The following is a 13734-nucleotide window of genomic DNA, read 5'->3' as shown; positions in this document are numbered from 1 at the left end:
GTATGAATGTAAGCTATTGGGAACTTAAAAACTGGTTTTCAAATGTAGACTTTACCGTCGTAGGAAGCGGTATTGTCGGGCTGCATACTGCGTTGCGATTGCGGGAGCGTTTTCCGGAAAGCAAAATTTTGGTGTTGGAAAAAGGCGCGTTGCCGGAAGGCGCAAGTACTAAAAATGCAGGATTTGCCTGTTTTGGTAGCCTTTCAGAAATCATCGAAGATTTGCGAAATTATTCCGAAGAAGACGTCATTCAACTCATTCAAAAACGTTGGAATGGTTTGCAGTTATTGAGAAAACGTTTAGGAGATTCGGTAATTGATTTCAAACCATATGGCGGTTACGAACTGTTTCTGAAAGAAGACGAAAGCACTTATTCCGAATGTTTGCAGAAATTGCCTTTCGTCAACGATATTTTAAAATCCCTTTTCAAAACTGATGTTTTTACTAAAGAAGTCGATCGCTTTGATTTTAAAGGCATACACGAATATTTGATTTTCAATCCGTTTGAAGGCCAAATCGATACCGGCAACATGATGCAGGCGTTATTGAAAGAAGCGCATGCAAACAGCATTCTGATTCTGAACCAGCAAGATGTAACGGAATTTCAGGATTTCGAGAATGGAGTTTCAATTAAGACCAACGATTTTGTGTTCAATTCCAAAAAGGTTTTGTTTGCGACCAACGGTTTTGCCGGAAAATTGACGAGTAATGAAGTACGTCCGGCCAGAGCACAGGTTTTAATCACCGAGCCGATTCCAAATTTAGATATTAAGGGTACGTTTCACATTGATGGCGGTTATTATTATTTCCGAAACATCGAAAACCGAATTTTGTTTGGCGGCGGACGAAATCTTGACTTTGAGGGTGAAACGACTACAGCATTCGGCTTGACAGAAAAAATTCAGAATCGATTAGATTCGTTATTGAAAGAAGTAATATTACCCAATACTGATTACAAAATTGCCCACCGTTGGAGTGGCATCATGGGCTTAGGAGCTCACAAAAAACCAATCGTTGAACAAATGAGTTCCAATGTGTATTGCGGTGTTCGTTTAGGCGGAATGGGTGTGGCTATCGGTAGTTTGGTAGGACAGGAATTAGCAGATTTAGTATAATGGCAACAAAGAAACCCGTAAAGAAAACAAATTCGAGAGCGAAGTCGAAAACCCAAAACAGAAGTTTTATGGGAAGAGTCTTTTTTTTCTTATTCAAATTATTTTTGTGGGGTTTTGGATTGTCCATCTTTTTTGTGGTTTTGTTCAAGTTTGTGCCAGTTCCGTTTACGCCATTAATGGCTATTCGGGCGATTGAAAATACAGCCGATAAAAAAGAAGTCTATCTGAATCACGATTGGGTTCCATTGGAAGATATCTCGGTAAACCTTCAAAAAGCGGTTATCGCCAGTGAAGATGGTAACTTTCTAAAACACAACGGTTTTGATTTTCAGGCGATGGCCAAAGCCTATGACGGCAATCAGAAAGGTAAAAAACTCAAAGGCGGAAGCACTATTTCCCAACAGACTGCAAAGAACGTTTTTCTTTGGCAAGGACGAAGTTACCTAAGAAAAGGATTAGAAGCCTATTTCACCGTTTTAATCGAACTGATTTGGGGCAAAGAACGGATTATGGAAGTCTATCTGAACAGCATTGAAATGGGTAACGGCGTTTACGGAGCGCAAGCAGCCTCAGAATATTGGTATAAAAAAGACGCCAAAGATTTAACCAAATACGAAGCCGCCGGAATTGCTGCTATTTTGCCCAATCCTAGAAAATTTAAAGCTTCGAATTCTTCTTCTTACACCAGTCGTCGCAAAGACAAAATCGTCCGCGTGATGCGTTATGTCGGAAAGATTGAATATTAGTAAAAACGCATTTCTTTTTGTAACTTTTTACGATTCTTTTCGTTTAATAAAGAACAATCAAAAAACTTTAAAAAATGACAGCACATGAAATTGATTACCATATTTATGGTGAAGAAATGCAGTATGTAGAAATCGAATTGGATCCGCAGGAAGTGGTTATTGCCGAAGCCGGAAGCTTCATGATGATGGATAACGGTATCAAAATGGAGACCATTTTTGGTGACGGTTCCGGACAACAGCAAGGTTTCTTAGGAAAATTGATGACTGCAGGAAAACGAGTTCTTACCGGAGAAAGTTTATTTATGACCGCTTACATCAACCAAGATGGCGGAAAGCGAAAAGTGTCCTTTGCCTCACCTTATCCCGGAAAAATTGTAGCAATTGATTTGACAAAATACCAAGGGAAGTTTATTTGCCAGAAAGATTCGTTTTTATGCGCAGCCAAAGGCGTTGCCGTAGGAATTGAATTTTCCCGAAAATTAGGTCGCGGTTTGTTTGGTGGGGAAGGCTTCATCATGCAAAAAATAGAAGGTGATGGGATGGCTTTTGTTCACTCCGGAGGAACGTTGGCTCGTAAAGAATTGCAAGCCGGCGAAGTATTGAAAGTAGATACAGGTTGTATTGTTGGCTTTACCAAAGATGTAGATTACGATATCGAATTCATTGGCGGAATTAAGAACTCAGTTTTTGGTGGAGAAGGTTTGTTCTATGCAACCTTACGTGGACCGGGTGTTGTGTACATTCAATCGCTACCTTTCAGCCGATTAGCCGATCGCATCATTGCTTCAGCACCACAAGCCGGCGGAAGCGGTAGAGAAGAAGGAAGTTTGTTAGGCGGATTAGGCAGAATGTTAGACGGAGATAATCGATTTTAATAACATTTTGTTTGTAATTCACGATTGAATTTCTTTTTTGTGTTTTCTCTGTATATTGTAAAGAAAGTATTGTTATAATTTCATTGGTTTTGTTGTAAAAAAGTTTTTTTTGTAGGGTTTTTCGTTAAGTAATTTAATGAATTGTTATTTTCACGTTGAATTTATTTCAAAAAGAAAAGTATAATCCCAAATTATCAAACGTGAAAAAAACTTACTTACAACCAGTGAAAACAGAACTTTTTTGTTTGTCACTAAAGCAAAGAGGGCCCAATTTATGGGAATTCAAAATATGGTATTCTTTACTTATGGTGTTGTTTGCAAATCTGTGTATTTCGCAAACAACACTTATTTCTCCAACAGGAAACGGAGGATTTGAAGCAGGAACCAGTTTTGCTGCCAATGGATGGACTGTAACAACGGGGTCTTCAACTCAAAATCAATGGGTTTGTAATACTGGAGCAACTGCCGGTTTTTCCGGAACAAGGGCGGCGTATGTTACAGATAATGCTTCTGCAACCCCTCCGCCACATACCTATACCACTAATTTGTTTACTACTCGAGTGTCTCACCTGTATCGCAATATTACGGTACCGGCTGGGCAAACTTTGATTACGTTAAATTTTGATTGGATTAATTATGGGGAAGGAAACGGTAATGATAGATTGCGTGTCTGGACTGTACCTACTACTTACAACCCAACTTATGGAACAGTTATTAATGCTTCTGGAGTTAATTTGCTGCAAGGGCTAAATTTTTACGATGGACAGCCATTATGGACTAATTCAGGAACCATATCGTTGCCTTCTAGTTATGCGGGTACTACATTTCGGTTGGTTTTTGAATGGGTGAATAATGGCTCTTTTACTGGAGATCCACCTGCGGCTATTGACAATATTTCTGTGATTTCATCTGTACCTCCTGCACCTGTAAATGACAATTGTTCTTCTGCGATTGCTATTACATCGAGTATGTCTCCGAGTTGCGCAACAGCTGTTACGGGAACAACGTTAGGAGCTACACAATCGATGGTAGGTTGTGCGGGTTACGCAGATGATGATGTTTGGTACAAATTTGAAGCCATTAATAGTACACAAACAATAACGGTTACAACCCCGAATTCGTTGTCTAATATTATTTTTCAGACATTTAGTGGCAATTGTACCGGACTTGTGAATTTAGGTTGTATAAACGGAACGAATGGTTTCAATGCTGAAACAACCACTTTGACAGGACTTACAGTCGGAGACACCTATTACGTTCGCGTTCATAGTGCCGGTAACGGATCTGGACAAGGAAATTTCAGTATCTGTGTTACTACGCCAATTATGAATGATAATCCGTGTAATGCTATTAATCTATCTGTAGATGAGTTTTGTTCTTATACATCTTATTCCAATTCAGGAGCTACCAATACAGCCGGAGTGACTGCACCTGGTTGCGCTGATTATTCTGGTGGAGATGTTTGGTTTTCTATCACAGTACCTGCTAACGGATCTATCCGTGTGAATACTCAGACTGGTGTTTTAACCGACGGAGGAATGGCTTTATATTCTGGCAACTGTGGAGCATTAACTTTACTAGAGTGTGATGATGATGACAGTCAGAACGGTGCCATGCCAATGATAACCCGCTCTGGATTAACTCCAGGTTCAACGTTGTATATAAGAATTTGGGAGAGTGGAAACAATAACAATGGTACCTTTGGAATATGTGTTACATCTCCAGAAGTTTGTACTGCTGGTTCAGGTTTAGGAACAACATCCTTAGGATGTCCATCAGTAATAGCAGGAGGGTATGGGTATAGTGGTTCTAATCCAGATCCAATTTACTGTTACTCGGCTTCTAATTGTGTAGATCTTCAGGCCAATTATTTACAATTAGGGCAGTCAACAAATTATAATGTCGAAGCTATACCTTATAATCCTCCGTATCAATTCGGATGTTTGCAAAACCCAGTGAGTGTTAATGTTGATGATGTTTGGTCTCCGTTAGTCAATTTGCCGTTTAATTTTTGTTTTTACGGAAACAATTATAATTCTTGTATAATTGGCTCAAATGGTATTTTATCATTCAATGGAGCTAATGCAAGTACTTCTTCAGGATATGCATTTAGTAATAATTTACCAAGTTCTAGCGGAGCTCTTTTTCCAAATTCTATCTACGGGGTATATCACGATATTGATCCTAGCAAAGGAGGGGAAGTAGGTTGGGAGCTAATTACTTTAGATACCGGTTGTAGAGCCTTAGTTGCTTCTTGGTATAATGTTCCGATGTATTACGATAACTCGATATTGTATACCGGTATGATGGTATTATATGAAAATACCAATGTAATTGAAGTTTACATCAGAGAAAAGCGAATTGACGGAGGTGCCCCTTGGAATGGTGGAAACGCTATTGTAGGCGTACAAAATGCAACGGCTACACAATCGGTTACGGCTCCGGGAAGAAATGGATTGGATGCCAACTGGACGGTTATCAATGAAGCGTGGCGTTTTGTTCCATCAGGTTCATCCATTACGTCATTGAAATGGTATGAAGGTTCAGGAACTTCAGGATCAGTTATTGGAACGGCAGATGTTATCAATGTTTGTCCGACAGCAACAACAACTTATACTGCTGAAGTAACTTATACTTTATGTAACGGAAGTACTTTAAAGAAAACAGCTGAAACAACGGTAACGGTATCAGGAGGAAAGGAATGGAATGGATCCCAAAGTGTGAATTGGGAAAACCCGAACAACTGGACTCCTGTGGGTGTTCCAACTACGGCAGATTGTGTTGTGATTCCGGTTACACCTAATGACCCGATTATTAGTGGTTCGGCTTACGAAGGCAATGCTTATAATGTTACTATTCACGATAATGCTGCTTTAACAGTTAATACGGATAATAATTTATATGTAGTAGATGAAGTAGCGATTAATACTGGAGGAGATTTGGTCATTGAAGATTCAGCGAGTTTAATTCAGACTAACGATGTTAGCAATACAGGTGTTGCTCATATTATTAGGGAATCGGAGCCGATGTATCGTTTGGACTATACATATTGGAATTCTCCAATCACACTTACTTCTGCTTTTGCGGTGGGTAATTTAACATCCGGAACCAATCTTATTTATCGCTATTCACCAACAATAGCGGGAGGAAATGGAAAATGGATTCAAATGAGTGCAGCAGCGTCTATGAATCCAACCTATGGAGTTATTGCACGCGCACCTAGTAGTTTTCCAACTACCGGAACCAAACAAACTTTTACAACAACCTTTACGGGAACCCCTAACAACGGAACGATAGCCATGCCGATTTCTAAAGGAACGGATGCCAATATCGGACAAACAGTGCCTGGTAATACAACAATTATTACCGATGCAGACGATGAGTGGAATTTAATTGGGAATCCATATCCATCTGCGGTAGATATTGTTAGTTTCTTGAATCACCCTAGTAACGTACCGGTTATAGATGGTACTATTTATTTGTGGACACATAATACAGTACCGTCAGATGCTACTTTAGATCCTTTTTACGGGAACTATACCTATAATTATACCATTAGTGATTACGCAACAGTGAACTCAGCTGGAGCTGTTACCACGGCAGCGACAGGCGGAGTTACACCAACAACTTATATAGCATCCGGACAATCGTTCTTTGTGAGTGCCGATGATAGCAAAGCAGATGGTACAACGGATAATGTCACATTTGAGAACAGCATGCGCGTGTTTAATAACAACAATGTTTTCTACAGACAAGCTTCAGGAGTTGATGCAAATAATTTTGATGCTCAGAACTTATCCAAACAACGAGTATGGCTTAACTTGTCAAACAATAACGGAGGTTTCAGCCAAATTTTGGTAGGTTATGTGCAAGGACAAACTTTGGGTTGGGATCGTGGTTTTGACGGTCAGGCCTTAGCAGGAAATGCAGTGAAGTTTTATTCATTGATTCAGGATAAGAAATTAACCATTCAAAGCAGACCATGGCCATTTAATCAAGAGGATGTGGTTCCGCTTGGCTATAACGCTACATCACAGGGCTCTTATACTATCGGAATTGACCATATCGACGCTTCGTTTGCAAATCAGACTATTTATCTTGAAGATAAGTTGTTAGGCATTACTCATGATCTTAAGAGTCAGGCTTATAGCTTTACTTCTGATTCGGGGAATTTCGACAATCGTTTTGTTTTACGTTATCTGCAAAATACTTTAAGAGATGTTGATTTTACGGTGTTAGAACAATCGGTATTTGCCTATACAGAAAATGATATAGTTGTAAAATCTACAATAGAAGTCATTAAATCCGTTAGTGTTTTTGATGTGCAAGGAAGACAATTGGTAACACATAATAATGTTAAGACCAATGAGTTTGTGATTACTAATCTTAAACCAACAAATTCAAGTTTAATTCTTAAGATTACATTAGAGAACGGTGCGATTGTAACCAAAAAAGTGATTTTTTAAGCATTGAATGTTGATGATAAAAAAAGCGACCAATAATTTGGTCGCTTTTTTTATGGAAATGATTTTTATTATTTTTTCACAACAGGCAATTTCGTAATTCCCATATTGTAGAACGTAAACGCTTGAATATCCACATTTTCCTGAATGGTAGCCGCTACAGATTTTCCAGCTCCGTGCCCAGCATTAATATCAATTCGAATTAAAGCAGGATTGTTTCCGGTTTGTTTCGACTGTAATTCTGCTGCAAATTTGAAACTGTGCGCCGGAACCACGCGGTCGTCATGATCACCGGTAGTTACCATTGTTGCCGGATATTGAACATTGTTTTTAATGTTGTGAACCGGAGAATACCCTTTCAGGTAGTTGAACATTTCTTTAGAATCCTCAGCCGTTCCGTAGTCGTACGCCCAGCCTGCTCCTGCGGTAAAGGTATGGTAACGCAACATGTCCATAACGCCAACCGCTGGCAAAGCGACTTTCATCAAATCAGGACGTTGTGTCATCGTAGCACCAACCAATAAGCCTCCGTTGGAACCTCCGCGAATCGCTAAGAAGTCTTTCGAAGTGTAGTTGTTAGCAATCAAATATTCTGCTGCAGCGATAAAATCATCAAAGACATTTTGCTTCTGAAGTTTGGTTCCCGCATCGTGCCATTTTTTACCGTATTCGCCACCACCACGTAAATTCGGAACGGCATAAACACCACCGTTTTCCATCCAAATCGCGTTGGCAATGCTGAAACTTGGCGTCAAACTTACATTGAAACCGCCGTAACCGTACAACATTGTTGGGTTTTTCCCATTCAGTTTCAAGCCTTTTTTATGCGTGATAATCATCGGAATTTTGGTGCCGTCTTTGGACGTATAGAAAACTTGTTTCGATTCGTAATTTTCCGATTTGAAATCTACTTTCGGTTTTTCATAAATTGTTGACGTTCCGGCTTTTGGTTCAAAAGCGTAAATAGTTCCTGGGGTGATGTAATTGGTAAAGGAATAATACAAGGTCTTTTCTTCTTTTTTACCACCGAATCCTCCGGCAGAACCAACGCCTGGTAAAGCAATTTCACGAATTAATTTTCCGTTGTAATCGTATTGTTTTACTAATGAAACAGCATCTTTCATATAATTGGCAAAGAAATACCCGCTTCCGGTAGAGGGCGAAAGAACGTTTTCGGTTTCAGCGATGAAGGTTTTCCAGTTTTCCTGCTTCGGATTGGTAGCATCTACCGTCATAACTTGCTTGTTCGGCGCGTTCCAGTCGGTTACGATGAATAATTTTGAACCTTCGTTTTCAATTACGTAACTAGAATTGTTGAAGTTGTCCACAATCGGAACGATTGGGCTGTTTGCTACAGATAAATCTTTGATATATAATTCGTTTCCGTAGGTTGAAGTCGATGCGCTGATGATTAAATAGCGGTCGTCTTCCGTAACACCACCGCCTACATAGCGTCTTTTTTGGTCTAATCCGAAGATAACTTTGTCTTCTTTTTGTTTGGTTCCCAATTTGTGGAAATACAATTTGTGCTGATCGGTTTTAGCAGACAATTCGCTTCCTTTGGGTTTGTCATAGCTGGAATAGTAGAAACCGTCGTTGCCTTTCCAGGAAACACCGCTGAATTTCACATCCACCAAAGTGTCCTCTAAAATTTTCTTGGAAACCGCGTCCATGATGATGACTTTGCGCCAATCACTTCCGCCTTCTGAAATTGCGTAGGCTACTTTTTTTCCGTCCTTAGAGAAATCCAAGCCACCTAAGGAAGTTGTTCCGTCTTTTGAAAACGTATTCGGATCTAAGAAAATCTCTTCTTTGCCAGCTTTGTCTTTTCGGTACAAAACGGATTGGTTTTGTAAGCCGTTATTTTTGTAGTAATAGGTATAATCGCCTTCTTTAAACGGAGCGCCGATTTTTTCATAATTCCATAGTTTTTCCATACGGGTTTTGATTGCCTCACGGAATGGAATCTGTTTTAAATAGCCATAAGTTACTTCGTTTTGTGCTTTTACCCAAGCACCGGTTTCCGCAGAACGGTCGTCTTCCAACCAACGATACGGATCGTTTACTTTGGTATCGAAATAAGTATCGGTATGTTCAATTTTTTTAGTTTCCGGATATTTGATTTTGCCGGAAGTTTTCGGTGTTTGTGCATTCATAGTAAAACTGCAGATTACAGCCGCAGCGATGATTGTATTTTTCATGTGTGGTTTATTAGTCTAACAAATATAAAGAATCTGATGTTTAAAGAAGAAAAAGCTATCCAAACGGATAGCTTTTCAGTGTTAAAAATTAAAATTGACGCCTAATGAAATGTTTCTCCCGATGTTTGGAATACCATCCGATTTTAAGCGGGACAAATGCGAAATATAGGTTTTGTCTAACAGATTATTAGCCGTCAGATTTACATCAAATTTTGTTTTTCCGATAGCCATAGTTCCGCCAAACCCTAAGCCGACTAAAGTGTAATCCAACGATTTGGTTTCGAAAGTACTGCTATTGTTCTGATTGAAAACATAATCCACATTTACGGAAGCATACGCTTTTTGTAGCCAGTTTTTCAGCTCAAATTCAGTGCGTAACGTATTTGAAAATTTGTTCGCCGGAATCAAAGGCAGATAATCGCCATTGTCTTTTTTGCCGGTTACCGTTTCAAAACTGCTCACGAAATGCAGCCAATCCAAAGGATGCGGGTGCAGGTGAATTCCAACTTCACCGCCATATAGAGCCGCATTGTCCTGAAGGTAATCAAACACATCATTACCATCGATTGTCGAACCGTTGGGCGCAATGAAAATATAATTGTTTACATGATTGTAAAATCCGTTTACGAAAAATTCGAAGTGGGCGTTGCCGTATTCCAGATTTAAATCGGTTTGGAAATTCTGTTCGTTTTTCAAATCTGCATTCCCGATCTCGTAACGATTACTGCCTTCGTGAACACCATTAGAAGTCAATTCCGCTAAATTCGGAGCACGGAAACCGGTTGCTAGGTTAAGTCGCATGGTCAAATTGTCGCGAAGTTTGGTTTTGTAACCCAACGAAGTGTTGAAACTGTCAAAGCTTTTGTCAATTGCTTGAAAATAACCTTCTTCTCCAAAAGTACCGTGAGTTTCTGTTGTAATTTTACGGTTGTCATAGCGAATTCCGGCCTGAAACGTATGCTGTTTCCACTCGTATATTGAAGTCGCCAAAAAACCGATGTCATTAGTGGTCGCGTCTGGAATTAACATTTCTTCACCATTGTTGGTATTGGTTTGATGAAGCCCCTGAACTCCGATAATAGTTTCCAGATTTCCGAATTTCGGCAGATAATATTTCAAATTGTAACTCGCAGTTTTCAGTTTCATGTGAAGTGCAACTTCGTCTTCTGCTTCCAATTCTTTGCGGTTGTTGTACGTATACCCTAAATCGGCTTCGAGTTTAGAATTTTTGAAGAAATACTTCTGATGCCAGCTTAGCATGTGGTTGTCGATATCCTGTTTCGGATACAACGGTGTTCTGAATCCAGAATTTTCAATATCTTCTTCTGGTAAACCGATGTTCAGATTGTTGTAATTGTAACGGAAATCGGTTTGATACGTAATGCCGGAATATCCAATTCCAATTTTATAATCTTTCTCAATAAAACGCGTGTTGGTAATTTTTTCACCGGAAGGAATCTTGTAATCCGCATGAGTGGAATAACTGGCTCGTGTTAAGAATTTCCAGTTGTCAGAAGAAGTTTTTATTCCGAAAGAGGAATTACTGCCTTCCGTATTCGAAAAGAGTTTTTGATTGAAATTACCCGAAAAAGTATTTGGTTTTGCAAATTTCTCTGGGTTGAAATACAGCACGCCGCCCAAAGCATCAGAACCATATAATAAAGAAGCTGGTCCTTTGATGACTTCGACACTTTCCACGCCGGCATCGCTCATGCCTAAACCGTGTTCGTCGCCAAACTGTTGGTTTTCCATGCGAATACCTTGGGTGTATACTAAAACTCGGTTACCACTTAGTCCTCGAATTACAGGTTTTCCAATAGAAGTTCCAGTAGAAATTTGAGCTACGCCTGGTATTTTGGCAAGCCCTTCAATTAAGGTAGCCGAACCAGTTTGTTGCAATTCCTTCATCGATTTGTGCTCCACTTTCATCACATTCTGCGACTGGAGTTTGTTGAAAACTGTTGAAACAATCAGTTCATCCATGTGAGTTGACGTTTCTTCAAGTGTAATATTTGAAGTCGTGTTTTGTTCGGAAAGCGTTACGGTTACTGTTTTGTTTTCGTGCCCAAAAAAGGAAACGCTTACTTTAAATGTGCCGTTTGGAAGATTGTTCAATGTATAATTTCCGTTGACATCGGTTTGAGTTTCCAAATGCAATTCAGTTATTGACACTGCTGCATTTTCAATAGGGGTGTTGTGAGAATCAGTTATGATACCAACAAGTTTGTTTTGCCCGAAAGCAAATACGGATAGTCCTAAAAGCAGGACTGTTATATGAAATTTCATGTTTTTTTAGTTTGCTTTATTGTACAATTAATGGCGCCGATAAGAAAGTCGGCCTTAAAAAATTAGACAATAAAAGCTGGCGGTCCGCGAAGTGAAAAGAAACTGCCTGAAAAGACAATCGGGCTTTCAACAAAGAAGGAAATAGATTCAGTCGTGTTGTGGACTGAACGAAAGTTAAAGGAGAAAAACTCAAACGGAATGTAATTGCTGAACGAAAACTCACAAACAAAACAGTCGTCGAAATCGTGATGGCTGTGTGTAAATTCGGTTTGGGAAAAATCGTATTTGTGATCGCAATGTTCTTCCGTAAACTGCTGAACCAAATGCTCGTAAGAGTGCACTGATTGAAACAATATTGCGAACAATACGCTAATCAGTAACGAGAGGCTTATATTTTGCAGTTTTTTCGACATTTTGACAAAGATAGTAAAAACAAAAAATCCGTTCAACTTTTTAAGAAAAACGGATTTTGTTTGTAATGTAATTTGGATTTACACCAACTGATTTGCCACTAAATATTCCCCAATCTGAACCGCGTTTGTAGCAGCACCTTTTCTTAAATTATCGGCTACAATCCACATGTTTAGGGTGTTCGGTTGGCTTTCGTCGCGACGGATTCGGCCCACGAAAACATCGTTTTTCCCTTGTGCATACAACGGCATCGGATAAGTAAACGTATCAATATTGTCTTGAACGGTAATTCCGTTTGTGTTATGTAGAATGGAACGCACTTCACTTACTTCAAAATCGTTTTCAAACTCCACATTAACCGCTTCACTGTGTCCGCCAACTACCGGAACACGAACAGCAGTTGCCGTTACAGCGATAGTTTTGTCCTCAAGGATTTTTTGCGTTTCGCGCACCAATTTCATTTCTTCTTTGGTGTAGCCGTTCTCTTCGAAAACATCACATTGTGGAATCGCGTTTCTGTGGATTGGATATTTGTAAGCCATATCGCCTTGAACACCAGCATATTCATTTTCCAATTGACGAACCGCTTTTACACCAGTTCCGGTAATGGATTGGTACGTAGAAACGATGATTCGTTTGATGTCGTATTTTTTGTGAAGTGGCGCCAAAGCCATCACCATCTGAATGGTAGAACAGTTTGGATTGGCAATAATTTTATCTTCTTTGGTTAAAGTAGAAGCGTTGATTTCCGGAACCACTAATTTTTTAGTCGGATCCATTCTCCAGGCCGATGAATTGTCGATTACGGTTGTGCCTACTTCTGCAAATTTTGGAGCCCATTCTTTCGAAGTGTCACCACCCGCTGAAAAAATAGCAATTTCGGGTTTCATATCGATAGCGGTCTGCATGCTTACTACCTTAAACTTATTTCCTTTGAATTCGATTTCTTTTCCAACAGACTTCTCCGAGGCTACAGGAATCAATTCGGTTACGGGAAAATTTCTTTCGGTTAAAACCTGAAGCATTACTTCGCCTACCATACCGGTAGCGCCTACAACTGCTACTTTCATTTTACTTAGTGTGTTTTAGTTAATTAGAGTTGCAAAATTAAAACAAATCGTGTGTTAAAAAGTGCTAACGTTAAAAAATCACAAGAAAAAATTTTGAATAAAAAAACCGCCCATTTGGACGGTTTAGGTTAGAATATGTTGTGTAGCGGATTATTTTTTAAGTAAATCGCGGATTTCACCTAACAATTCTTCCTGAGTTGGTCCTGCTGGTGCCGGAGCCGGTTCAGGTTTTTTCATTTTGTTCATCGCTTTGATGATAAGGAACATCACGAAAGCTACGATGATGAAATCGATTAAAGCTGTTAAGAAAGCTCCCCATTGAATAGCTACTTCGGCAACCGCGGGTGTGGTTACAGCACCTGTAGCGTCTTTTACTTCGGCAGCCGCTTCTGTGATGACAAATTTCTTGTCATTCAGGTCGATACCGCCCATAATCAAACCTACAATCGGAGCGAACATTTTTTCCACGAAAGCCGTAACTACTTTACCGAAAGCACCTCCCATAACGAAAGCAATTGCCATGTCCACTAAGTTGCCTTTCATGGCAAATTCCTTAAATTCTGAAAT

At 39.6% G+C, this 13734-nt stretch carries 9 protein-coding genes; 4 read left to right on the top strand and 5 right to left on the bottom strand.

Going from position 1 to position 13734, the window contains the following annotated elements:
* The first annotated feature begins 2 nt into the window (after nucleotides 1–2).
* The 4 genes from RUH60_RS06500 (at nucleotide 3) to RUH60_RS06485 (ending at nucleotide 7202) form a co-directional block, all read left to right on the top strand.
* Complete coding sequence (locus tag RUH60_RS06500) at nucleotides 3–1115, top strand: FAD-dependent oxidoreductase (RefSeq protein ID WP_313806598.1); 1113 nt, start codon at nucleotides 3–5, stop codon at nucleotides 1113–1115.
* Nucleotides 1115–1861, top strand: coding sequence for a monofunctional biosynthetic peptidoglycan transglycosylase (mtgA, locus tag RUH60_RS06495; protein WP_313806596.1), 747 nt, complete (start codon nucleotides 1115–1117; stop codon nucleotides 1859–1861). Before RUH60_RS06500 ends, mtgA begins: the two co-directional genes overlap by 1 nt.
* Nucleotides 1862–1935: 74 nt before the next feature.
* Complete coding sequence (locus tag RUH60_RS06490) at nucleotides 1936–2736, top strand: TIGR00266 family protein (protein ID WP_313806594.1); 801 nt, start codon at nucleotides 1936–1938, stop codon at nucleotides 2734–2736.
* Nucleotides 2737–2981: 245 nt separating this feature from the next.
* Nucleotides 2982–7202: a T9SS sorting signal type C domain-containing protein gene (locus RUH60_RS06485; protein WP_313806592.1), complete on the top strand. Its 4221-nt coding sequence runs from the start codon at nucleotides 2982–2984 to the stop codon at nucleotides 7200–7202.
* 68 nt (nucleotides 7203–7270) lie between these two features.
* On the opposite strand, the gene RUH60_RS06480 is transcribed toward RUH60_RS06485, so the two are convergent.
* From RUH60_RS06480 to mscL, 5 genes are all read right to left on the bottom strand, one after another.
* A complete protein-coding gene (locus RUH60_RS06480; RefSeq protein WP_313806670.1) occupies nucleotides 7271–9355 on the bottom strand; it encodes a prolyl oligopeptidase family serine peptidase in 2085 nt (694 codons plus the stop codon).
* Nucleotides 9356–9481: 126 nt separating this feature from the next.
* Nucleotides 9482–11686 carry a TonB-dependent receptor domain-containing protein gene (locus RUH60_RS06475; protein WP_313806590.1) on the bottom strand — a complete coding sequence of 735 codons (2205 nt, stop codon included), beginning with the start codon at nucleotides 11684–11686 and terminating at the stop codon, nucleotides 9482–9484.
* Between the two features lie 62 nt (nucleotides 11687–11748).
* Nucleotides 11749–12039 carry a hypothetical protein gene (locus RUH60_RS06470; protein WP_313806588.1) on the bottom strand — a complete coding sequence of 97 codons (291 nt, stop codon included), beginning with the start codon at nucleotides 12037–12039 and terminating at the stop codon, nucleotides 11749–11751.
* 138 nt (nucleotides 12040–12177) lie between these two features.
* Nucleotides 12178–13167, bottom strand: coding sequence for an aspartate-semialdehyde dehydrogenase (locus RUH60_RS06465; protein WP_313806586.1), 990 nt, complete (start codon nucleotides 13165–13167; stop codon nucleotides 12178–12180).
* 150 nt (nucleotides 13168–13317) lie between these two features.
* The coding region (gene mscL / locus RUH60_RS06460) for a large conductance mechanosensitive channel protein MscL (protein WP_313806584.1) at nucleotides 13318–13734 on the bottom strand (417 nt) is incomplete at its 5' end.

Source organism: Flavobacterium sp., assembly GCF_032153895.1.
GTDB lineage: Bacteria > Bacteroidota > Bacteroidia > Flavobacteriales > Flavobacteriaceae > Flavobacterium.
Note: the sequence above shows the minus strand (reverse complement) of the source record. Positions and strands in the feature narration are given on the sequence as shown.